This is a genomic window from Stomatobaculum sp. (genome assembly GCF_057248925.1).
This window is the reverse complement of the sequence record NZ_DBHIHF010000001.1, coordinates 89,319-110,338: the sequence shown is the minus strand read 5'-3', so window position 1 is coordinate 110,338 and position 21,020 is coordinate 89,319. Positions and strand designations below refer to the sequence as shown.

At 55.6% G+C, this 21,020-nt stretch carries 21 protein-coding genes and 1 pseudogene; 19 read left to right on the top strand and 3 right to left on the bottom strand.

Annotation, left to right across the window (positions count from 1 at the left end; all coding sequences use genetic code 11):
• Positions 1 to 258 precede the first annotated feature (258 nt).
• Positions 259 to 834, top strand: coding sequence for a hypothetical protein (locus ACO4XG_RS00355; protein ID WP_308507822.1), 576 nt, complete (start codon positions 259 to 261; stop codon positions 832 to 834).
• A gap of 126 nt (positions 835 to 960) precedes the next feature.
• On the opposite strand, the gene ACO4XG_RS00350 is transcribed toward ACO4XG_RS00355, so the two are convergent.
• A complete protein-coding gene (locus ACO4XG_RS00350) occupies positions 961 to 2,769 on the bottom strand; it encodes a sigma-54-dependent transcriptional regulator (protein WP_308507823.1) in 1,809 nt (602 codons plus the stop codon).
• 213 nt (positions 2,770 to 2,982) lie between these two features.
• On the opposite strand from ACO4XG_RS00350, the gene ACO4XG_RS00345 reads away from it, so the two are divergent.
• The 9 genes from ACO4XG_RS00345 (at position 2,983) to ACO4XG_RS00305 (ending at position 11,189) form a co-directional block, all read left to right on the top strand.
• Positions 2,983 to 4,257 carry a four-carbon acid sugar kinase family protein gene (locus ACO4XG_RS00345; protein ID WP_308507824.1) on the top strand — a complete coding sequence of 425 codons (1,275 nt, stop codon included), beginning with the start codon at positions 2,983 to 2,985 and terminating at the stop codon, positions 4,255 to 4,257.
• On the top strand, positions 4,254 to 5,417 hold the full coding sequence (locus ACO4XG_RS00340) for a sialidase family protein (protein ID WP_308507825.1): 1,164 nt from the start codon (positions 4,254 to 4,256) through the stop codon (positions 5,415 to 5,417). Before ACO4XG_RS00345 ends, ACO4XG_RS00340 begins: the two co-directional genes overlap by 4 nt.
• Positions 5,418 to 5,458: 41 nt before the next feature.
• The gene (locus ACO4XG_RS00335; RefSeq protein ID WP_308507826.1) at positions 5,459 to 6,625 is read left to right on the top strand and encodes an iron-containing alcohol dehydrogenase; all 1,167 of its coding nucleotides are present in this window, start codon (positions 5,459 to 5,461) and stop codon (positions 6,623 to 6,625) included.
• A gap of 32 nt (positions 6,626 to 6,657) precedes the next feature.
• A complete protein-coding gene (gene dapA / locus ACO4XG_RS00330; RefSeq protein WP_308507827.1) occupies positions 6,658 to 7,572 on the top strand; it encodes a 4-hydroxy-tetrahydrodipicolinate synthase in 915 nt (304 codons plus the stop codon).
• Between the two features lie 9 nt (positions 7,573 to 7,581).
• Positions 7,582 to 8,670: a 4-hydroxythreonine-4-phosphate dehydrogenase PdxA gene (gene pdxA, locus ACO4XG_RS00325; protein ID WP_308507828.1), complete on the top strand. Its 1,089-nt coding sequence runs from the start codon at positions 7,582 to 7,584 to the stop codon at positions 8,668 to 8,670.
• Positions 8,671 to 8,889: 219 nt separating this feature from the next.
• Positions 8,890 to 10,167, top strand: coding sequence for an SLC13 family permease (locus tag ACO4XG_RS00320; RefSeq protein ID WP_308507829.1), 1,278 nt, complete (start codon positions 8,890 to 8,892; stop codon positions 10,165 to 10,167).
• 8 nt (positions 10,168 to 10,175) lie between these two features.
• Positions 10,176 to 10,523 (top strand): 2-dehydro-3-deoxyphosphogluconate aldolase, encoded by a 348-nt coding sequence (locus tag ACO4XG_RS00315; protein ID WP_308507830.1) that lies wholly within the window; start codon positions 10,176 to 10,178, stop codon positions 10,521 to 10,523.
• 121 nt (positions 10,524 to 10,644) lie between these two features.
• On the top strand, positions 10,645 to 10,878 hold the full coding sequence (locus ACO4XG_RS00310) for a transposase (RefSeq protein ID WP_308507831.1): 234 nt from the start codon (positions 10,645 to 10,647) through the stop codon (positions 10,876 to 10,878).
• Positions 10,879 to 10,934: 56 nt separating this feature from the next.
• Positions 10,935 to 11,189, top strand: a complete 255-nt coding sequence (locus ACO4XG_RS00305; RefSeq protein ID WP_308507832.1) for a transposase — start codon at positions 10,935 to 10,937, stop codon at positions 11,187 to 11,189.
• Positions 11,190 to 11,242: 53 nt separating this feature from the next.
• Here the strand turns inward: ACO4XG_RS00305 and fumC are convergent, their stop codons facing one another.
• Positions 11,243 to 12,619: a class II fumarate hydratase gene (fumC, locus tag ACO4XG_RS00300; protein ID WP_308507833.1), complete on the bottom strand. Its 1,377-nt coding sequence runs from the start codon at positions 12,617 to 12,619 to the stop codon at positions 11,243 to 11,245.
• A gap of 122 nt (positions 12,620 to 12,741) precedes the next feature.
• Here fumC and ACO4XG_RS00295 point away from each other — a divergent pair, with 122 nt between their 5' ends.
• Complete coding sequence (locus ACO4XG_RS00295; protein WP_308507834.1) at positions 12,742 to 13,155, top strand: EamA family transporter; 414 nt, start codon at positions 12,742 to 12,744, stop codon at positions 13,153 to 13,155.
• A gap of 399 nt (positions 13,156 to 13,554) precedes the next feature.
• Here ACO4XG_RS00295 and ACO4XG_RS00290 read toward each other — a convergent pair.
• Positions 13,555 to 14,763, bottom strand: a pseudogene (locus ACO4XG_RS00290) (argininosuccinate synthase); the annotation flags it as partial.
• A 309-nt stretch (positions 14,764 to 15,072) separates the two neighbouring features.
• On the opposite strand from ACO4XG_RS00290, the gene ACO4XG_RS00285 reads away from it, so the two are divergent.
• From ACO4XG_RS00285 to ACO4XG_RS00250, 8 genes are all read left to right on the top strand, one after another.
• The gene (locus tag ACO4XG_RS00285) at positions 15,073 to 15,915 is read left to right on the top strand and encodes a bifunctional 5,10-methylenetetrahydrofolate dehydrogenase/5,10-methenyltetrahydrofolate cyclohydrolase (protein ID WP_308507835.1); all 843 of its coding nucleotides are present in this window, start codon (positions 15,073 to 15,075) and stop codon (positions 15,913 to 15,915) included.
• Between the two features lie 81 nt (positions 15,916 to 15,996).
• A complete protein-coding gene (locus ACO4XG_RS00280; RefSeq protein WP_308507836.1) occupies positions 15,997 to 16,680 on the top strand; it encodes a ComEA family DNA-binding protein in 684 nt (227 codons plus the stop codon).
• 11 nt (positions 16,681 to 16,691) lie between these two features.
• Complete coding sequence (locus ACO4XG_RS00275) at positions 16,692 to 17,390, top strand: response regulator transcription factor (RefSeq protein WP_308507837.1); 699 nt, start codon at positions 16,692 to 16,694, stop codon at positions 17,388 to 17,390.
• Positions 17,387 to 17,866, top strand: coding sequence for a 23S rRNA (pseudouridine(1915)-N(3))-methyltransferase RlmH (rlmH, locus tag ACO4XG_RS00270; RefSeq protein WP_308507838.1), 480 nt, complete (start codon positions 17,387 to 17,389; stop codon positions 17,864 to 17,866). Before ACO4XG_RS00275 ends, rlmH begins: the two co-directional genes overlap by 4 nt.
• A 75-nt stretch (positions 17,867 to 17,941) precedes the next feature.
• Positions 17,942 to 18,295 (top strand): Asp23/Gls24 family envelope stress response protein, encoded by a 354-nt coding sequence (locus ACO4XG_RS00265; RefSeq protein ID WP_009532015.1) that lies wholly within the window; start codon positions 17,942 to 17,944, stop codon positions 18,293 to 18,295.
• A 19-nt stretch (positions 18,296 to 18,314) separates the two neighbouring features.
• Positions 18,315 to 18,833 carry a Gx transporter family protein gene (locus ACO4XG_RS00260; RefSeq protein WP_308507839.1) on the top strand — a complete coding sequence of 173 codons (519 nt, stop codon included), beginning with the start codon at positions 18,315 to 18,317 and terminating at the stop codon, positions 18,831 to 18,833.
• 70 nt (positions 18,834 to 18,903) lie between these two features.
• The gene (locus tag ACO4XG_RS00255; protein ID WP_308507840.1) at positions 18,904 to 20,040 is read left to right on the top strand and encodes a CobW family GTP-binding protein; all 1,137 of its coding nucleotides are present in this window, start codon (positions 18,904 to 18,906) and stop codon (positions 20,038 to 20,040) included.
• Between the two features lie 3 nt (positions 20,041 to 20,043).
• On the top strand, positions 20,044 to 21,006 hold the full coding sequence (locus ACO4XG_RS00250) for a TIGR03943 family putative permease subunit (protein ID WP_308507841.1): 963 nt from the start codon (positions 20,044 to 20,046) through the stop codon (positions 21,004 to 21,006).
• Positions 21,007 to 21,020 lie beyond the last annotated feature (14 nt).

The window sequence follows — 21,020 nt, the reverse complement described above, 5'->3', positions numbered from 1 at the left end:
CGGCGTACAGCTCGTAAATTTTGAGGAGCTCTGAGAATTGCAGCCAAGAAACGATACACAGGAAAGAACAAGGTTTGCCTTCCCGGCAGACCTTGTTTTTTTTTCGCGTTTTTATTTTTGCAAATAATTGTAGTCGTAAGTCTTTTTTTTTTTTTGAGTTATGTTACATTTGTTTCCGACGGCCTGCTTTATGAGAAAATAGAAGTTCTCGGCAGCCGGACACAAATCATAACACTTTGACTTGAAGGGAGAAACAGTATGAAGAAGAGACTTATGACAGCGGCGGCAGCAGTTTGCGGCACAGTGATGATGGCAATGCCGGTTCTTGCGGCAAATGCAGGCTGGCAACGGGACAACCGCGGCTGGTGGTATCGGTATGCGGACGGGGGCTATGCAAAGTCTGCCTGGGTTTCCGACAACGGGAACTGGTACCGCATGGACGAGAACGGCTACATGCAGACCGGCTGGGTCAATGTGAACGGAGACTGGTATTATCTGGATGCTTCCGGCAGTATGCAGACCGGCGAGGTTGAGGTTGGCGGAAATCGATTTATGCTCTCAGACCAGCATGACGGCAGATATGGTCGTATGCTTCGGAATGGGGAGGTTTATAAAGGACAAGCAATAAGTGCCTGGACAGAAGGCTCCGGACACCCGGAAGGGGCGTTAAAGGAAGACGAACGTAGAACTAGTGTAATTCAGGAGAGCAGAGGCGATCTGGATGCAGACGACACAATTAAGGCATTACAGGAGCAAGATCTTGAGAACGCAAAGCGGGAATGGGCATCCCCAGAGTTTCAGCAGTATTTTAAGTCGTATCATGCAAATGACTGAGTTGAATGGATTTTCGAAGCCCCAATTTTGACGCAGGGTTCTGAAGATGTCAGAAGCCTTTCTGTGATTCGATAAGCAAAAAACAAGGTCTGCCCTTCTCGGCAGACCTTGTTTTTTTGCGCGATTTTATTCCTGTTCCCCCTGATTCAGATACCGCCATAGTGTTGTCCGGCTGATGCCGAGTTCTCTGGCTGCCGCGGCGCGGTTGCCGCCGTGGGAGGCCACGGTTTCCTGGATAATTTCCAGGATGCGCTGGTCGAGTGTTTTCGGCGCGGACGGTTGCATGGCTTGCTTGTCCACCGGTTCCGCCGTGCGAAGCAGGCGCTCGCGCTGCAAAAGGTCCAGGACAGTGCTGCTCCGGATATAGGCACTGTCGGAGAGCGCGGCGAGAGAGCGGAGCAGGTTCTTGAACTGTGTGTAGTTATTCGGCCAGGAATAGCTGCGGAGCAGCTCCAGCGCGCGCGGTTCGAAGGCGGAAATCTGTTTGCCGAGCTCTAGATTCAGGTTGTTCAGGTAGAGACTTGCAAGCGAGGGAATTTCATCGGCGCGATTTCGGAGCGAGGGGAGTCTCAGGCTCATGCAGCCGAGCCGCTCGCTGAAGAGCCGCGTCATCTCGCTGACCGGCGCATCGTCCGCGACGGCGGCCGAAAAAAGCAGGCGCACCCGGCGCGCAAGGCCGGTGTCCTTGATGGCGGAGAGCAATGCGCGCCCCTGCGCTTCCGGAATCTGCTCGAGGTTCTGGAAATAGACTGTGTTGCCGCTGTCGCAGAGCGGCGAGTTGTAGTGATCGAGGAGGAAATCCCAGCTCTTATCCGAAGCTTCGGCGCAGTCCACGACGACGAGCGGATTGTTGACGAGCAGACTGTGCAGATAGAGAAAGCGCGCAATCTGTTCTTTGCCCGTGCCGCTCTCACCGAGGATCAGCAGAGGCTGTTGCAGGCGTGCCAAAGCCTTGATTTCCGTGCCGAGCGATCCCATGGCACCGCTTAAGCTGTAAAAACTGTTGGAGAACAAAAATTCACACTCCCCCTTGCCGAAGGTTCGTATGCCGGTGTTACGCCGGTGCAGCGGAATGCGGGAGGGCATACAGTAGAAGAGAGTGCGCTCCGCGCGGTCCAGAAACACCTGTTTTGCGGTGATATGGAAGAACTCTCCCCGGTCGCTGTGATAAAAACGGAGCGTGCCGTTCCGCGGCACTTCACGCTGTACCGTGCGCAGTTTTTGCAGGAGCGCATCGGGAAATTCCGCGAGGCTGCTGTAGAAAAGAGTGCCGTCATCGGAGAGCACGGCGACAAGGGCGCCCTGCCCTTCGGTTACGCTCTTTAAGAGCGTATTCTCTCTGCGAAGGCGCACAAACCAGGCACTCAAGGTGAGCGCCTGATCAATCGCTGTGTGAATGCTCTCGGTTCCCGAGGTAATCAGGAAAGCATCCAGACCGAGCTGTCTTGCGGTGGTGTGCGCTATCATATCGCAGACCACCATGTGGTAGCCGTCCTGCTGTAGCTTTTTGAGGGCGGCAGGCACTTCATCGGCGCTGGCAATCGTGAAGATATCGAGCTCCAGTCCGAGGAGTGCGGAGAGCGTGTGTGCGGGCTCGGTGATGCTCTGGAAACCGACAATCGCATAGCGCTTGGTGTAATTTTCCGCGAGTTTGATGGTGCGGAGTATGTCATAGATGGAAATCGGAATCTCCACGACCGGAAGCGAGGTCTTGTTTCGGAGCAGCTTCGCCGTGCCGCCGCGGGAGATGATACAGTCATAGATACTGATGTCAGTGGCCTCTAAGATTGCGAGTGCCGCATCGAGGTCGGCGGTGAAAATGTCGAAGTCGGCCTGCGGATAGGCCTCTGTGGCGTGTTGCAGTGCCGTATTCATTCCTTCATAAGGCGCAATCGCAAGGATGCGGATATGTGGCTGTTTGTTGTTTGCTGTCATGAAGACACCTCCTCCTAGTTTCAGTATACCAGCTTTGCCGAAAAGAAAAAGAGGATTGCGTTTCAAATAGGAACCCAAAATTGACTCGACCGGATTCAAAAGGGACACTGTGTCAAATTGAAACACTTTTTCTGCATTTTTGCGTGCATTCTCTGCGGCAATTTAGCATAATGAAACCATACCTTGGCAATAACCGGAGAAAGAGGAGGAGACATGCTTCGCTTGCTGATTCTTGCGGATGATTTTACCGGTGCGCTGGACACCGGGGTGCGCTTTGCTGCGCGCGGCATTCCGACCCAGGTTCTGACCGCTAAGGCGCATCATTTTACAGAAGAAGACGCAGAGGTGCTCGTAATCGACACGGAAACCAGACATCTCAGTCCGACAGAGGCGGGCAAGATTGTGCGTGCTCTGACGGAGAGTGCGATACATGCCGGTGTCTCCTGCGTCTATAAAAAGACAGATTCCGCGCTCCGCGGCAATGTCGGTGCGGAACTGGAAGCCGCGCTCTCGGGGAGCGGCGAGTCTGTGCTTCCCTTTCTCCCGGCATTTCCGGAACTCGGCCGGACAACGGTCGGAGGTCGCCATTATATCAACGGAATACCAGTCGATGAGAGCCCTTTCGGCAAGGATCCGTTTGAACCGGTGCGGACGGCGGAAGTTACGGCTCTGCTCGGACTGCAGAGCAAGCTCCCGGCAGAGAGTTTTCCGCCGCTTGCGGCGGATGGTACCGTGCCGTCGAGGGGCGGCGGTATTCTGATTTTTGATGCGGCAAGCGAAGAAGAGTTGTTTGCAAGCGGCAGAGCACTGTTTCGAAAAACCGTACCGCGGGTGCTTGCCGGTTGCGCCGGGTTTGCGGCCTACTTGCCGGACTTACTGGGACTCGGCGCGCGCGGTGAGAGCAGTTTACCGGCGCTCTCCCCGAGGCTACTGGTTCTCTGCGGGAGTGTGAATCCGATTACACGCCGTCAGCTCTCCGTTGCGGCGGATGCGGGCTTTCGGCATGTGCATCTCACGCCGCAGGAGAAAGTATTGCCGGACTTTTTTGCGACGGCGGCGGGAGGTGTAGCACTTCAAGCACTGCGGGAACAGCTGAGAGAGCATCCGTATCTCATCATTGACAGCAATGATGCGGGTGAAAATACGGAGACAAAAAACTATGCGGAGAACCTGGGACTTTCTCTCGATGAGCTGCGCTGTCGTATTGCAAATGCGCTTGGCACAGTGCTCGCAGGGCTCATCGAAGAGCCCGCACTCGGCACTTTGTTGCTGACCGGCGGCGATACACTCCTACAGTGTATGAATGCACTTGGTGTTCGGAAGGTGGAACCGGTCGGCGAGTTGGAGAGCGGGATTGTGCTCTGCCGCTTTTCCTATCGCGGAAAAGAGCATGCCGTGATTACCAAGTCGGGCGGATTCGGGGAAGAAGATTTGTTGCCGCGCCTTGCGCGCTTTTTGGAGAAGAAGACAGAAGGAGAGAAGAAATGAGCAAATTTCCGAAATTACCGGGACTTTCGTTTGACGGCACGGTCTATGAAGATGAAGAGATGGGCGTACTGGAAGCCCTGTTGCCGACCGGCGGTTTTCCGACGGCACACGCACCGGCGATGGTAGAGTTGCCGAACGGCGATCTTCTCGCCTGCTGGTTTGCGGGCACCTATGAGGGCAGTGCGGACATCCACATTGTTTGTTCGGCGCTCAGAAACGGTGAGACCAAGTGGTCGGCTGTCACCGACCTCTCCCGCGACCCGAAAAAGAGCGAGCAGAATCCCTCGCTCTTTCTGGGACCGGACGGCGCTGTCTGGGCCATGTACACCGCGCAGGACGACAGAGAGAGCGGCAAGGACAATATGCAGTTTACGGCGGAAGTGCGTTGCCAGAAGAGCTTTGACGGCGGAAGAAGCTGGGGCGAGTATGAGACCGTATTTCCGGAGCCCGGAACCTTTTGCCGCCAGCCGATTCAGATTCTCTCGAACGGACGCTGGATTTTCTCCAACTGGCTCTGCACGGATTCGCCGGACGGACTCGCAGGCGATCCGACGGGATTTCGCATCTCGGATGACCAAGGAAAAAGTTGGAAGCTCGTGATGATGCCGAAGAGCAACGGCCATGTTCACGCCAATGTAATTGAACTCGAGCTGGGACATCTGGTCGCTTTTATGCGGCACCGCGAGGCAAAGCGCATTCACCGGAGCGAATCCTTTGACTGGGGAGAGAGCTGGTCGGAGCCGGTTCCCACGCCGCTGCCGAACAACAATTCCGGTATCAGCGCGGTGAAACTGAAGAGCGGTCGCATTGCAATCGCCTATAATCCGACCTCCGCGCCGGAGAGTCAGTCCGGCAAAGCGGCCTGGCCGGGACTGCGCTGCCCGGTTGCGGTGGCGCTCTCCGAGGACGGCGGCAAGACCTTCCCGCTGATTCGCTGGATGGAGCGGGGCGAGGGTTTTATCGGTGACGAAAACCGCACGAATAACCGCCAGTACGAGTATCCCTACCTCATGCAGAGTAGTGACGGTATGCTGCACTTAGCCTATGCCGCGAGAACCCGCGAGGGCATCAAGTATCTTCGCTTCCGCGAAGAAGATGTCGCAGGTGAAAAGCGCGAGACCATGGGACTTTATAACCCGACGGCGGCACAGAGCCGCTGAGTTTTGGGCGTGACAGTCATCCAATCAAAGGAGGAAACATCATGTTAAAGCAGTACAGTTTGAAATTACCGCATGCTGTCTACGGCGGCGAAAATGCGATGGAGCAGATCACGGATATTCTGAAGACGAACGCTGCCAAAAAGGTTGCGATTTTCACGGATAAGGGCATAGAAAAGGCCGGCTTGTTCGCACTGCCGGAGGCGGCAGTCAAGGCTGCCGGTGTCGAGTACTATGTGTTGGACGAGCTCCCGGCAGAGCCGAGCTATGAGGCAGTGCAGAAGCTGATTGATGAATTCAAGCACTCGGGCGCGGACTTTATCGTGGCCTGCGGCGGCGGTTCCGTGATGGACGCCGCAAAGCTTGCGAGCGTACTTGTGACTGATGACTACGGCGTGAAGGAATTGCTCGACACGCCAGGCATTGCCAAGAAGTGTGTTCCGATCATCCTGATTCCGACGACGGCCGGAACCGGCGCGGAGGTCACGCCGAATGCAATCGTCGCGGTTCCGGAGCGGGAACTTAAAGTCGGCATTGTCAATGAAAATATGATTGCGGACTATGTGATTCTCGACGCCAGAATGATTAAGAATCTGCCGCGCCCCATTGCGGCTGCGACCGGCGTCGATGCGCTTGCACACTGCATTGAGTGCTTCACCGGCAATAAGGCGAACCCATTCAGCGATATCTATGCGCTCGAGGGTCTGGATTTGATTCTCAATAACATCGAGAAGGCCTGCGATGACCCGGAGGCGATGAAAGAGAAGAATCGGATGCAGATTGCGGCCTACTACGGCGGTCTCGCAATTACGGCCTCCGGCACCACGGCGGTGCACGCGCTGAGCTACCCGCTCGGCGGCAAGTACCACATTGCGCACGGCGTGTCGAATGCAATCCTGCTGGCACCGGTCATGCGCTTTAACAGTGTGGATCCTGAGGTGAAGAAGCGCCTTGCCCTTGCCTATGACCGCTGCTGCCACGGGGAAAAGCACTGTGAGACAGTAGAGGAGAAGTGTGCGTGGATGATACGCCGCATCGAAGAAATCGTAGAACACCTCGATATTCCGAAGAGCCTTAAAAGTTTCGGTGTTCCGGAAGGAGATTTAGAGGGTCTCGTGCAGGCAGGCATGCAGGTTCAGCGTCTGCTCACCAACAACAGACGCCTTGTCACCGAGGCGGATGCGAGAGCACTTTACTTAGAGATTATGTGAGAAGCCGAGAGCAGAGAGAAGGAGGAGACAGCATGAAGACCAGTGAGATCAGAGGAATTATCCCCCCGGTTATTACCCCGATGAATAACGATGCAGAGCAGAGCGTCAACTATGCGGAACTGAGAAACCAGGTGAACCGCCTCTTGGCGGGTGGCGTGCACGGTATTTTTCCGGCGGGCACAAACGGCGAGGCCTATGCGCTCTCGCTTGCGGAGCGCGAAGAGATTTTTGCGGCCGTCATCGACGAAGTGCACGGCAGAGTGCCGGTCTATGCGGGCACGGGCTGCATCACGACCGCGGATACGATACGCCTCAGCAAGCGCGCCGAAGAACTCGGTGCGGACGCGCTTTCGATTGTGACCCCGAGCTTTGCGCTCGCATCCCAGAAGGAACTCTACGACCACTATGCGGCGGTCGCAAAAGAGGTGCATATCCCGATTATTCTCTACAACATTCCGGCGCGGACCGGCAATAAACTTCTGCCGGAAACGGTACAGGCTCTTTGCCGCGATATCGATGTGATTGTCGGCGCCAAAGATTCGAGCGGCGATCTCGAGAACCTGAAGGCATATATACGCCTCACCAAGGAACTTTCCAAGGAAGTTGCGATTCTCGCGGGCAATGACGGCGCGATTCTCAGCTGCCTCAAGGAAGGCGGCGCAGGCGGCATTGCGGGGCGCGCAAATATCTGGCCGAAGACACTTGCGAGTATCTACGACAAGTGGCTTGCAGGTGATGCTAGGGGGGCGGAGGAGGCGCAGGAAGCAATTTCCGAGCTGCAGAGCATCTTCCGCTACGGTAACCCGAATACGATTATCAAGACGGCAGTCGAGCTTCTCGGCTATCCGGTCGGGAAATGCCGCGCGCCGTTCTCCTATGTACCGGAAGAGGGCATTGAGGCGCTTCGGGAACTTCTGGATCGAAACAAGGCGCGCGGGCTCGCCTGAGGAGTCAGTATGGAAAACAGACCGATTGTCGGTATTACAATGGGTGATCCGGCCGGGACCGGACCGGAAATCAGTATTAAGGCGCTCGCAGACCCCGCACAATACGAGTTCTGCCGCCCGCTTATCATCGGCGACGCCGATATCATGGAGCAGGCGAAGGGCTTTGTGGGGCATCCGGAAATTAAGATTCACCGCTGTGAAAAGGTTGCGGATGCACTTTTTCAGCCGGGAACCGTGGACGTGCTGCATCTGCCGCTCATTGCGGATGTGAAGCGATTTGAGCTTGCCAAGGTAAGCGCCGAGGGCGGCAATGCCGCGTTTCAGTGTGTAAAAAAGGTCATTGCGCTTGCGATGGCCGGTGAGGTGGATGCAACCTGCACGAATGCGCTGAACAAAGAGGCTATGAATATGGCGCTTGCACAGGATAAGGGCGCGCGCTCGGACGGTTACACGCATTTTGACGGTCACACGGAGATTTATGCGACCTACACCGGAACCAAGAAATACACGATGATGCTTGCCCACCACGATTTCCGTGTGGTGCATGTCTCGACGCATGTCTCGCTCCGCGAAGCCTGCGAGCGTGTAAAAAAAGCGCGCGTGCTCGAGGTCATTGAGATTGCAAACCGGGCCTGCAAAGACATGGGCATCGAGCATCCGCGCATTGCGGTTGCCGGGCTCAATCCGCACTGCGGCGAGAACGGTCTTTTCGGACGGGAGGAAATCGAGGAGATTACCCCCGCAATCGAGGCGGCAAAGGCCGAGGGCATTACCGGTGTCACAGGACCCTGCCCGCCGGACAGCGTGTTCTCGCAGGCACTCGGGGGCTGGTATGACATTGTGGTCTGTATGTACCACGACCAGGGCCATATTCCGTTAAAGACGGTCGGCTTTGTCTACGACCGTGAAAAAAAGGACTGGAAGGCTGTGGAGGGCGTCAATGTGACGCTTGGCTTACCCATTGTCCGCGCGAGTGTGGATCACGGCACCGATTTTTACCATGCCGGCAAGGGCAACGGCAACGAGAAGAGCCTGATCAATGCGATGAAGTATGCGACGCGCATGGCGCTTGGCAGAGCAAAACAGAGAAATAACTGAGTGCGTTGTGCGACAGAAGAGAGCTGTTCCAAACAAGGACAGCTTTCTCTTTTTCTTTCAGGTATATGTTTCAAATTAGAACTATATTTTTAATTGTGAAAAAGAAAATAAGAAATGATTCAAAAGAGAACGAAGATGAGAAACAGTGCAGTGGGAGAGTCAGCGGTATATCGGTATACTTGAGACAAATGAACGAAAAGTTTGAAGGAGGATTTCGGTATGACAACACCTATGATACTTGCGCTGGCAATTACCGTTCTCATGATCGTCTTGATCATGGTCGACAAGTTGCCGTTCGGCGCGCCGCCGCTCATTGCCCTGCTCCTCATGGTGGTGCTCGGTGTCACGGACATCAAGACAGCTTTCGGCGGCTTCTCGAACTCGACCATTGTGATGCTTGCTTCCTTCATGGCAATCATCGCTGCGTTGCAGAAGACCAGCCTCTTGGTCCGATTTAAAGAGACAATGTTCAACCTCGCGGCACACGGCGGCTTCAAGGCCTACATCCTCTTGATTCTGGTTGTCATGCTGGGCTGCAGCCTCTTCGGAACCGGCTCCACTGCTTATTACGTCTTGGTAATCGGTCTCCTCTCCAACTTGCCGGATTCGAGAGCACTGCCGCCGTCCCGTGTGTTGATGCCCGCCGGTTTTGCGGCAAACCATCCTTTGCTCCCGTTCAACACGGCGCTCCAGTACGGCATTGTGATTGCGGTGCTGCAGAGTGTTGGCATCAATTCGAATGTGAACCTCGTGAAGTTCTCGCTTGTGAACCTCTGTCTCTCGCTCGGTTTCTTTGCATGGTGTGTCCTTGCGTATCGCATTATGCCGGATCACCCGATTACCAGCCAGAAGGCGGATGAGAGCAAGCTTGAGAAAAAAGTCACGCTCGACAGCCGGAAAGAAATGATTACCTATGTGAGCTTTGTGATTGCAGTGGTCGGTATGGTACTGCAGAGCAAAATCGGTGATGCAGGCTACGCCATTACGGCGCTCGCGGTCGCGGTACTCCTGATTGCGGGAGTTCTGAGCTTTGATGAGGTGAGAAGCGCAATCAGCGCGCCGATTATCCTGATGTCCGCCGGTGTCATCGGCATTGCGGATGCACTCGGCAATACCGGCTTAACGAACCTGGTCGGTCAGACCGTCGCAAATATGCTCGGCAGCAATGTGAACCCCTTTGTCCTGATTTTCGCGTTCTGCATCCTGACCAGTGTGCTCGCGACACTGACCGGTTCCACCATCGGTACGGTCTATGTCTTTGCGCCCATGGCAATCGCAACCTGTGTAAACCTGGGACTCGATCCGACCGCGGCAGCGGCAGCCATCGTGATTTCCGGCTGGTGCGGACACTTCCTCCCGATTGACGGCATGCCGGCCATGATTATGGGTGCAGGCAATTATAAGATCGGCGAGTTCTGGAAGTTTACGGTCCCGCAGTACTTTATTCGCCTACTTGTGCTGACCGCAGGCGCCGTAATCCTCTTTCCGATGAAGTGAGGTCGTCTATGAAAAATCAATTTGCGCTGGAACATATCGGCATCAATACCGCAAGCCCCGAAGAAGCGGAGCAGCTCGCAAAGCTCTTATCGCTCCTCTTCAATCTGGAACCCCGCCACGGTCAGAAGTCGGAATTTGCGGGCCCCTACTTTGAATGCATGAAGCAGCCCTTCCTCGGCAGCAAAGGACATGTCGCAATGCGCACCGAGAACCTTAAGAGCGCGGTGGAAGAGCTGAGGGAAAAAGGCTTTTCCTTCCGCATGGAGACTGCCGCGTATTTCGAGGACGGCAGCATCAGAAATGTATATCTCGACGGCGAATACGGCGGCTTCGCGATTCATATCATGCAGAAGTAAAACCATTCCATAGCCTCCACCCCGAGCAGCCCTCTGTGAACGCAGACAAGTGTTCGCAGGGGGCTGTTTGTGATATAATTGTTTGGCGGAAAAATGACAGAAAGAAGAGAGCTGAGCGAAGATGAGAGAAACGCAAGAACTTGCGGACGAGGCATTGAAAGCGGCCATTCAAAGTATTCTGGAGCAAGCGCTGTGTGCGGTCACGGATTTGAGGCAAAATCCGCAGGATACTTCCAAGGGCGGGCGCGTGCTGGCTTACTATGAGGTTTTGGATACTGTGAAAAATCAGTTGGAAATATACGACTTGGACGCGGACGTTTTTGGTCTCGGCATGAATTTGGATGAGCTGTTGTGACCGCGTTGAGAGCGGTGTCTCTTGAATCTTTGAAGAAGAGAAAGAGAGGAGCGGCTATGCGGAAGCTTACAGATGACGAACTGCAATTTATCATCGAACGCGTGATGCGCTACGCCTTGGAGGCGGCGGAAGAGGCGAGAGAGCAACCGTACAATGATTTTAAAGACGGTCGGGCACTGGCCTTCTACGAAGCCCTGGGCACGATTCGAAATGAACTCCTCGCGCGTGACTGTGATCTAAAGTTTTTTGGCTTGGATTGCGCCCTCGAACGAGTCCTGTCTCCGCGCAATAAGCGCAGTGAAAAAGAATAAACAGCAGCTCTGTGCAATCAAATTCGCACAGAGCTGCTGTTTGTTTCCTTCGTTTATTCCTCTTCCTTCGCCATCTTCTCCGGCTGGAAGACTTCGTCAAAGCGCTCTTCCGTGAGGAAGCCGAGTTTTACGCAGGCTTCTTTCAGGGAAATGTTCTCCTTGAACGCAAGCTTTGCGGTCTTTGCTGCGTTCTCGTAGCCGATGTACGGGTTCAGCGAGGTTACGAGCATCAGGGAGCGGTGCAGGTTCTCGCGCATCTTTTCGCGGTTCGGCTCTATGCCCTCACAGCAGTGAATGCGGAAGGAGCGCATGGAATCCGCGAGGAGACGAGCGGACTGCAGGTAGTTGTAGATCATGACCGGCATGAACACGTTCAGCTCAAAATTGCCCTGGCTTGCCGCAAAGCTGACCGCGCTGTCGTTTGCCATGACCTGAACCGCGACCATTGTGACGGATTCGCACTGGGTCGGGTTCACTTTGCCGGGCATAATCGAGGAGCCGGGCTCATTCTCCGGAATGTGGATTTCGCCGAGGCCGCAGCGGGGGCCGGAAGAGAGCCAGCGGATGTCGTTTGCAATCTTCATGAGATCGGCCGCGAGTCCCTTGAGTGCACCGTGGGAGTGGACCAGTTCCGACTTGGAGGTCAGCGCGTGGTACTTATTCTCCGCCGTGCGGAAGGGCTTGCCGGTGAGCTCGGAGACAGCCTTCGCGGACTCGGTGTCAAAGCCCTTCGGCGCGTTTAAGCCGGTGCCGACAGCGGTGCCGCCGAGCGCCAGAGAGGAGAGCGGCGGAATGCTCGCGCGAATCAGCTCGCGGTCGGTCTCGAGAGAGCTTCGCCAGCCGCTGATTTCCTGGGAGAAGGAGATCGGAACTGCATCCTGGAGGTGGGTTCTACCGGACTTCACGATGCCCTTATAGCGAATCTCAAGTTCCCGGAAGCAGGCAATCAGCGCATCGAGCGAGGGCAGAAGCTTATCTTCCAGGGTGAGGACCGCCGCAATGTGCATCGCGGTCGGGAAGGTGTCGTTTGAGCTCTGGGACTTGTTGCAGTCGTCGTTCGGGTGCAACAGCTTCTCGCCCGCAATTTCGTTGCCGCGGTTTGCAATGACCTCGTTCACGTTCATGTTGGACTGGGTGCCGCTGCCGGTCTGCCAGACTGCGAGCGGGAAGTTGCCGCAGAGCTTACCCGCGCGAATTTCTTCGCAGACACCGGAAATGAGCTTTGCCTTCTTCTCGTCCAAAACGCCGAGGCGGCAGTTTGCCAGAGCGGCAGCTTCCTTCAGATAGGAAAAGGCGGTGATGACTTCGGCGGGAATCTTCTCATCCCCGATCTCAAAGTTCTGGAAGCTTCGCTGTGTCTGTGCACCCCAGAGCTTGTCTGCGGGAACCTTGACTTCCCCCATAGAATCATGTTCGATGCGGTAATCCATTGATGTACCTCCTTCATAGTCGCGCTTCTTTGTCGTATTGTAACAAAAAAAAGAGGTGCTGGCGAGGCTTACGCGTTAAAATGACAGAAAGAACAGCGGAAAGAAAGGGAGGAGGTAAAAGCATGTGGCTTTTTTTTGCACTGCTCTCGGCTTTGTTTGCGGCGCTCACGGCGGTACTCGCAAAAATCGGCATTGACGGGGTCAACGGAACCCTTGCGACGGCAATACGCACGGCGGTGGTGCTCGTCATGGCCTGGGGCATGGTATTTCTCACACATGCGGGGCAGGGGCTTTCCGAAATCAGTCAGAAGAGCTGGCTGTTTCTCATTTTGTCGGGGCTTGCGACCGGAGCTTCTTGGCTCTGTTACTACCACGCGCTGCAACTCGGGCGCGTCAATCAGGTCGCGCCGATTGACAAGCTTTCGATTGTGTTCACGATTTTCTTTGCGGTTCTCTTTTTGCGAGAAGAACTCACGGCGAAAAGTGCGCTCGGTTGTGTGCTGATTGCGCTCGGTGCGGTGCTCATGGCACTCTGACAACCGTGCGCGCAAAGCGGCAGACAGAGGATTAAAGTTTACATAAAGAAGTTATGTTAAAATCAGCGTGAAATAAAGAAACAGCAGCGGGCCGCCGAAGCGGACTGCTGCTGTTTTCTTGCTCGGAAACACTCACTTCTTTTCGGGCGCTTTTTTCGCGACTTTTCGCGTCACTTTTTTGGCGCCTGTCTTTTTCTCTGCGGTCTTTTTGTCGGCCTCTTTCTTCACGGTCTTTTTCTTTTCCGTGGTTTTTTCGCCGCTCTTTTTCTTCTCGGCGACTTTGCCGACTGCCTGCTTTTTGTCGGCCTTTTTGACTTTGCTGACGGTTGTCTTGACCGGCAGCGGCAGCGCCGGAAGCTCAATGAGGGCGGACTCTTCCTCGGCGACGCCTGCGCGCTGCAACATTCTCGCGCGGAGTTCGAGCGGCAGTCCGAAGAGGGCAATGAAACCGTCGGCGTCGCGGTGGTGGTACAGAGACCCGGTCGTAAAGGAGGCGACATCTTCCGCATAGAGAGAGAAGACGGAGCTTGCGCCGGCGCGAATCAGATTGCCCTTGTAGAGGCGCAGTCTGACCTCACCGCTCACGGTGCTCTGTGTGCTTGCAAAGAAGGTCTGCAGGGCTTCGCGGAGCGGCGTGAACCATTTGCCGGCATAGAGGAGCGAGGCATATTTTTCGCCGAGCGGGCGTCTGGTGGCAAGGGTATCGCCGTCGAGCACCAGGGCTTCTAAGCTTCGCTTTGCCTCGAGCAGGATTGCGATGCCGGGAATCTCGTAAATACCGCGCGCCTTCATGCCGACGACGCGGTCTTCGACGATGTCAAAGATGCCGATGCCGTTCTTGCCGCCGAGTTCGTTCAGCTTGCGGAGCAGATCGGAGAACTTCATGCGCTTGCCGTCAAGGCTCACCGGCACGCCTTCCTCAAAGCCGATGCGAAGCAAGGTCTCGGTGTCGGGCGCCTGCTTCGGTGAGACGCCGAGCCGGAGAAGTTCCTCAAACATGGGTTCCTGCGCGGGGTCTTCGAGTTCCAAACCCTCATGGGAGCTGTGCCAGAGGTTTCTGTCGTGCGAATAGGCATGGCTCGCGTCAAAGGGGAGGTCAATGCCTTTCTGGCGACAGTAGGCGAGCTCGTCCTCGCGGGAGCGGAAGGGCCAGAGTTCCGTCATGCGCCAGGGGGCGATGACCTTGAGTTCGGGTGCGAGGGCTTTTACACTCAGCTCAAAGCGAACCTGATCGTTGCCCTTGCCCGTTGCGCCGTGGCAAATCGCGACGGCGTGTTCCTTTCTTGCCAGTTCCACGAGTTTCTGTGCAATCAGCGGACGGGACAGTGCATTGCCGAGGAGGGCGGCCTGCTCCGTGTCGAGTCCGGCCTGCAGACAAGGCAAAATGTAGTCGTCTGCGAAACTGTCGTTTTCATCGAAGAGATAGAGCTTGGAAGCGCCGGCAAGTTTTGCGCGCTCCTCGAGGTCGCGCAGCTCGCTGTCCTGACCGCAGTCGACACAGCAGCAGATGACCTCATAGTCAAAGTGCTCCCTGAGCCACGGGATAATCGCTGTGGTGTCCAAGCCGCCGGAATAAGCGAGAACAACTTTTTCCTTTAATTTCGCCATGAAAATCCCCTTTCAGACAGGTATTGCGGTGTGCAAATCGCATAGGTATATGATTTATAACCGTACAACGATTTCCCGAAAGACGCAAGCAATAAATGCCGAGCGGCGGTCTGAAAAATCCGTTTTCGGAGAGAATCAAATTCGGGCGATGACGAGCGGAAGAACGGCGCCGACAGTCGCACGGAAGAGAACGAAAATAGACATAATTATATTATGTAAATTAAAGGTTTTTGTTTCGATTTTCCGCGCTTTAAGGTATACTAAACTATTGTTGCGTGAGCAGAAGGAATCAGAGAGGATGAAAGCAGTATGAGGGAACTCACAGGACAGCAGGTGGTGGATGCCATCCGGGCGGAGACGGAAAAAACCCTGGAGGCGCTGGGCGGTTATGTGCCGACCCTTGCGATTGTGCGGGTCGGCGAGAATGTGCCGCAGCTCTCCTATGAAAAAGGCGCAAAAAAGCGCATGCAGAATTTCGGTCTGGACGTCAAGACCTTTGTGTTTCCGGAGGATGTGACGCCGGAAGTTTTCTTTCAGCGCTTCCGGGAAATCAATGCGGATTCGGCCATCGACGGCGTGCTGTTGTTAAAGCCGCTGCCGGAGCAGCTGGATGTACGGCGGGCCGAGCAGATGATTGATCCCGAGAAAGATTTAGACGGTATTTCGCCGGTCAACATTGCCCGCGTCTTTGCGGGAGAAGAGGCCGGCTTTGCGCCCTGTACGGCGGAGGCTGTGATGGAGACGCTCCGCACCTATGAAGTGCCGGTGCACGGGAAGCGTGCGGTGGTCGTGGGACGCAGTCTCGTCGTGGGGCGGACGCTCGCGATGCTCCTTCTCCGGGACAATGCGACGGTGACCATCTGCCACACCCAGACCAAGGATCTGAAGGAAGAGTGCAAAAAGGCGGAGATTCTCGCGGTGGCGGCGGGCAGAGCAAAGCTCATTGACCGCGACTATGTATCGGAGGGCTGTGTGATTCTCGATGTCGGCATCAACGCGGATGAGAACGGCAATTTGTGCGGCGATGTGAACCCCGAGGGGCTCTCTGACCTCGCGGCGGCGCTCACGCCTGTGCCGCGCGGCATCGGTGCGGTCACGACTTCGGTACTCGCAAAACACCTGGTGCAGGCAGCGGCGCGACGGTTGTTGTAAACCAAACACGGGCGCTTGAGTTTCTTCCAATAAGTCGGTACAATAAGAGTGCAGGCTCGGCAGCTCCGAGAGGAGGCTGTCGTGTTTCGAAAATGGAAAAAGAAAAAGCTGCTCTGTTTGATTCCCTTGCTCTTGCCGGTTGTTGCTCTGATTTTATTCTTCGGGCTGCGGCGAAGGCCTTCGGCGCTAGGCGGTAGCCTTCGCTGTGAGACCTACGCGGGCAGCATAGCGGAAAGCGAACCGGAAGCAAAAGCGGCGCGCGGCAAGAAGGACATAGCGGCAGCGGAGAGTGGTACGGCAGAGACCGCACAGACGGCGGAAAGCGCGGCGCAGAAGGTCAGCATTTACCTCTGCGGCGCCGTCGTGCATCCGGCTGTCTACGAAGTTCCGAAGGGCGCGCGCTTACACGAAGTGTTGGCGCTTGCCGGCGGTTTTTCGGAGAATGCGGCGCAGGATGCCGTGAATCTCGCGGCGGTGGTCGAGGACGGCAGCATGGTCCGCGTGCCGACTGTAGAAGAGGCAGCCCGCGGTACGGCGGAAGTGCTTGCGGAGGAGAGCGCTGTGAGCGGCAAAGTGGATTTAAACCGCGCGGACAAAGAAGCGCTCATGCGTCTCCCGGGTGTCGGCGAGCGGAAGGCGGAACAGATTCTCGCGTACCGGAAGGAACACGGGAAATTCAAGAGCACGGAGGAAATTAAGAAAATTCCGGGCATCAAAGAAAAGGCGTTTGAAAAGTTAAAGGACAGTATCACGGTCTCAGAGTGAGGAGAGGGAGAATGACTAAGATTTTGGTTGTAGACGATGAGAAACTGATTGTGAAGGGAATCAGCTTTAGTCTGCAGGCAGATGGGATGGAGGTGGATGCAGCCTATGACGGAGAGTCTGCGCTGAAAAAAATCCGGGAGAAGTCCTATGATCTGGTGATTCTCGATCTCATGCTTCCGGGCATGGACGGCATGGAAGTCTGTCAGGCCGTGCGCGAGTTCTCGGATGTGCCGATTATCATGCTGACGGCAAAGCTGGAGGACATGAATAAGATTCTCGCGTTCGATAAGGGCGTCGACGACTACCTCACCAAGCCCTTCAACATTCTCGAAGTCAAGGCGCGCATCAAAGCCATTCTCCGCCGTAACCAAAAGAACCAGCGGGAAGTCGAGAACAGCTCGCAACTCACGGCGGGCGAGCTTTCGGTCGACACCGAGTCGCGGCGGGTCATGCTCGGCAAGCAGGAGGTCAATCTGACCGCGAGGGAGTTTGACATTTTAGTGCTGCTCATGAAGAATCCGGACAAGGTATTCAGCCGGGAAAAGCTGCTGGCGGCAATCTGGGAGAACAGAAACACAGATACGGGCGATGTGCGAACGGTCGATGTCCATGTGCGGCGGCTCCGCGAAAAGATTGAGCCCTCGCCCTCGGCGCCGCGCTATGTGCACACGAAGTGGGGCGTCGGCTACTACTTCCGGGCGACAGAATGAATGTGACCTTACTTACGGTCGGTAGTCTGAAGGAGAGGTACTGGCGCGAGGCTGTCGCGGAATATGAAAAGCGGCTATCCGCCTACTGCAAGTTTCGCCTGATTGAGGTGAAAGATGAAAAGACACCGGATGCCATAGACAGCGCGGCTGCGCGTCGCGTTCGGCAAAAAGAGGGCGAACGTCTGCTCGAAAAGATGGATGCCCGTTCCCTTGTCGTGACCTTGGAAATTCAGGGGAAAAAGTTTGATTCGGAAGGCTTCGCGGCGGAAATGGAAAAGCTGGAAGAGCGAAGCCGCGGAGAGCTCTGTTTTGTAATCGGCGGTTCTCTCGGGCTCTCTCCGGAGGTGAGTGCGCGCGCTGCCTTGCATCTCAGCTTTTCGGATTTTACCTTTCCGCACCAGTTGATGCGCGTGCTGTTCCTCGAACAGCTCTATCGGAGCTATCGCATCCGGACAGGTGCGCCGTATCACAAATAGTATGTACCGACACGATAAATTTGCTATACTAAACAGAGCAAAGCAGAATTTCGTTTGACAGGAGGACGACGGCAGATGGAAGAGAACAACACGGAGAAGAACATCGGAGAAGTTTGCATTGCGGACGAGGTCGTCGCTGTGATTGCGGGACTGGCGGCGACGGAAGTGGAAGGCGTGGATTCCCTGGGCGGAAAACTCACGAAGGAGCTCGCTTCCCGCCTGAATTTTAAGAATGCGTCGCGCGGCGTGAAGGTGGAAGTCACGGAAGAGCATGTCTCCGCGGAACTCGCCATCAACATCAAGTACGGCTACAATATCCCGAAGGTGACAAGGGAAGTGCAGGACAAGGTCGTCGCGGCAATCGAGAACATGACGGGACTCAAGGTCATCGAGGTGAATGTTTCGGTGGTCGGCGTGAACATTGCCTGAATCAGAGCGGAGCGGAAGCATGAGAAGAGGGGGACAGGCGGCGGCCAACGCGGCTTTCGGAATTTTGCTCGCGCTTGCATTGCTGCTGAGTTATGTAGAAGTGTTACTTCCTCTCTCAATCGGCATCCCCGGCGTCAAGCTGGGACTTGCAAATCTCGCGAGTCTGGTCTGCCTCTATCTGTTCGGCATCCGGCGCGCGGTGCTGCTCTCTGTGCTACGCATTGTGCTGACTGGTTTTCTGTTTGGCAATATGGCTGCGATACTCTACAGTCTCTCGGGTGCGGCGCTCAGTCTGACGGCGGCTGCCCTGGCGAAGCGGAGCGGCGGATTCAGCGAGCTCGGCGTCAGTGTGCTCGGCGCTGTCTTTCACAATTTGGGGCAGTTGATTGTTGCAAGTCTGGTCGTCCAGAACAGAGGACTGTTCTGGTATTTTCCGCTTCTGTTGCTCGCGGGTGTCATCATGGGAGCGCTGATCGGGCTGCTCACAGCGGAAGTTTTAAAACATTTGCCTGCCAGCTTGTGCGGGGCGAGAGGCTAGTCAAAGCATAGCACTTGTGCTATGCTTTATTCATTCTATGAGGAGTAGAACAAAAACGGAGGAAACAGAGATGGCAAAGACCAAGGTAGATATTATTTCGGGCTTTCTCGGTGCGGGAAAGACAACCTTTATCAAGAAACTGCTCGCGGAGGCACTCGCCGGCGAGAAGGTGGTGCTGATTGAAAACGAGTTCGGCGAGATCGGCATCGACGGCGGCTTCTTAAAAGATTCCGGCATTGAGGTGCGGGAGATGAACTCCGGCTGCATTTGCTGCTCGCTCGTCGGCGATTTTGCGAGCTCGCTAAAGGAAATCCTCACAAAGTATACGCCGGACCGCGTGATCATTGAGCCCTCCGGTGTCGGCAAGCTCTCGGACGTGATGCGCGCTGTCGCGGATGTCGAGGAAGAGCTTCCGGTCGCGGGCAATTCCGCGGTCACGTTGGTCGATGTGAAGAAGGCAAAACTCTACATCAAGAACTTCGGCGAGTTCTTTAATAACCAGGTACAGTACGCAAAGACCATTGTGCTCTCCCGGACAGATGTCGCAGACCAGAAGAAGATTGACGAGGCCATTCAGCTGATTCGCGAGATCAACAAGGATGCGACGATTATCACGACGCCGCTCGCGGATTTGTCCGGTGAGAAGCTGCTTGAAATTCTTGAGCATCCGGTCGATCTGAAGGCAGAGCTTTTTGAGGAGCTCGAGGAAGAGCACGAGCATCATCATCACCACGACGAGGAAGAGCACGAACACTGCCATCACCACGACGAGGAAGAGCACGAGCACTGCCATCACCACGACGAGGAAGAGCACGAGCACTGCCATCACCACGATGAGGAGGAGCACGAGCATCATCATCACCACGATGAGGACGGACACTGCTGCTGCGGCCATGATCATCACCACCATCACCACGGCCACGATGCCGATGAGGTATTCGACAGTGTCGGCCTTGAGAATGTCCCGGCCTTTACTGAGGATAAGTTGCACGCACTGCTTCTCAGAATTGCGGAGAGCGAGGAGTTCGGCAAGGTGGTGCGCGCAAAGGGTATGGTGCCGAGTGCGGACGGCGGCGCATGGTTCCACTTTGATCTGGTGCCGGGCGAGACCGAGATTCGCCGCGGGGCAGCGGAGGCAAGCGGCAAGGTCTGCGTAATCGGAAGTGAGCTCAAGGAAGAGGCAATCACAAGGGAGTTCAAGGCATAAGCAATGGCAGAGCAATTTGAGAGAGAAGAAGAGAAGACACCGGTATTCGTAATCAACGGCTTCCTCGAGGCGGGCAAGACACAGTTTCTCCGCTTTACGATGGAGCAATCCTACTTTCAGACAGAGGGCAAGACTTTGCTCCTGGTCTGCGAGGAGGGCGAAGAGGAATACCCGGAGGCCCTGTTAAAGAAGTACAATACGGCGGCAATTTACTTTGAGAGTCAGGAGGAGTGCACCAAAGAGGCGCTCCGCGCGCTCGGCGAAGAGTTTCACCCGGAGCGCGTCCTGATTGAGTGGAACGGCCTCTGGCGGCAGGACAGTCTGGAACTGCCGGACGAGTGGTTTTTGAACCAGCAGATCAGTATTTTCGACACGAGCACGCTGGACCTTTATTTGAAAAATATGCGGGCGTTTCTCGGCCCGATGCTGAACGATACGGAGCTCATCATCTGCAACCGCGCGGACGATATTTCGGAGGAGAAGCTCGGAAATTACCATCTCTCCCTGAAAGCCATGGCGCCGGATGCCGAGATTGTGTTTGAGGGAAAAGACGGCGAGATTCGCGGCGATTTCAGCATTGAGCTGCCCTATGACTTAAAGGCAGATCATCTGGAGCTTAGCCCGGATATGTTTGCGATTTTCTATGTCGATGCGATGGACCGGCCGGAGAAGTATGACGGCAAGGAGGTCAGCTTCACCGCGGAACTGATGCGTCCGAAGGGGGCACCGGCCGATGTGGTGATTCCGGGCAGAAAGGTGATGACCTGCTGTGAGGCGGATATTAGGTTCTGCGGTCTGCTCTGCCACTATGCGGGCGCACAGAATTTCAAGACAGGAGATTGGGTAAAGGTTCATGCCAAGATCCGGAAGGAGAATGCGCGCGAGTACGGCGCCGAGGGCCCTGTTCTGTACGCGGAGGAACTCACGCGGACAGGCCCGATTGCCGAAGTCGCGACCTTCGGCTGACGCGGAGGAAGATA

Excerpts from the sequence above, each read along its gene's own strand:
- ACO4XG_RS00340 (WP_308507825.1), top strand. The coding sequence starts at position 4,254 with ATGAGCAAATTTCCGAAATTACCGGGACTTTCGTTTGACGGCACGGTC.
- pdxA (WP_308507828.1), top strand. The coding sequence starts at position 7,582 with ATGGAAAACAGACCGATTGTCGGTATTACAATGGGTGATCCGGCCGGG.
- ACO4XG_RS00295 (WP_308507834.1), top strand. The coding sequence starts at position 12,742 with ATGTGGCTTTTTTTTGCACTGCTCTCGGCTTTGTTTGCGGCGCTCACG.
- ACO4XG_RS00255 (WP_308507840.1), top strand. The coding sequence starts at position 18,904 with ATGGCAAAGACCAAGGTAGATATTATTTCGGGCTTTCTCGGTGCGGGA.
- ACO4XG_RS00350 (WP_308507823.1), bottom strand. The coding sequence starts at position 2,769 with ATGACAGCAAACAACAAACAGCCACATATCCGCATCCTTGCGATTGCG.
- ACO4XG_RS00335 (WP_308507826.1), top strand. The coding sequence starts at position 5,459 with ATGTTAAAGCAGTACAGTTTGAAATTACCGCATGCTGTCTACGGCGGC.
- ACO4XG_RS00260 (WP_308507839.1), top strand. The coding sequence starts at position 18,315 with ATGAGAAGAGGGGGACAGGCGGCGGCCAACGCGGCTTTCGGAATTTTG.
- ACO4XG_RS00275 (WP_308507837.1), top strand. The coding sequence starts at position 16,692 with ATGACTAAGATTTTGGTTGTAGACGATGAGAAACTGATTGTGAAGGGA.
- ACO4XG_RS00305 (WP_308507832.1), top strand. The coding sequence starts at position 10,935 with ATGCGGAAGCTTACAGATGACGAACTGCAATTTATCATCGAACGCGTG.
- fumC (WP_308507833.1), bottom strand. The coding sequence starts at position 12,619 with ATGGATTACCGCATCGAACATGATTCTATGGGGGAAGTCAAGGTTCCC.
- ACO4XG_RS00310 (WP_308507831.1), top strand. The coding sequence starts at position 10,645 with ATGAGAGAAACGCAAGAACTTGCGGACGAGGCATTGAAAGCGGCCATT.
- rlmH (WP_308507838.1), top strand. The coding sequence starts at position 17,387 with ATGAATGTGACCTTACTTACGGTCGGTAGTCTGAAGGAGAGGTACTGG.
- ACO4XG_RS00285 (WP_308507835.1), top strand. The coding sequence starts at position 15,073 with ATGAGGGAACTCACAGGACAGCAGGTGGTGGATGCCATCCGGGCGGAG.
- dapA (WP_308507827.1), top strand. The coding sequence starts at position 6,658 with ATGAAGACCAGTGAGATCAGAGGAATTATCCCCCCGGTTATTACCCCG.
- ACO4XG_RS00345 (WP_308507824.1), top strand. The coding sequence starts at position 2,983 with ATGCTTCGCTTGCTGATTCTTGCGGATGATTTTACCGGTGCGCTGGAC.
- ACO4XG_RS00320 (WP_308507829.1), top strand. The coding sequence starts at position 8,890 with ATGACAACACCTATGATACTTGCGCTGGCAATTACCGTTCTCATGATC.
- ACO4XG_RS00265 (WP_009532015.1), top strand. The coding sequence starts at position 17,942 with ATGGAAGAGAACAACACGGAGAAGAACATCGGAGAAGTTTGCATTGCG.
- ACO4XG_RS00250 (WP_308507841.1), top strand. The coding sequence starts at position 20,044 with ATGGCAGAGCAATTTGAGAGAGAAGAAGAGAAGACACCGGTATTCGTA.
- ACO4XG_RS00355 (WP_308507822.1), top strand. The coding sequence starts at position 259 with ATGAAGAAGAGACTTATGACAGCGGCGGCAGCAGTTTGCGGCACAGTG.
- ACO4XG_RS00315 (WP_308507830.1), top strand. The coding sequence starts at position 10,176 with ATGAAAAATCAATTTGCGCTGGAACATATCGGCATCAATACCGCAAGC.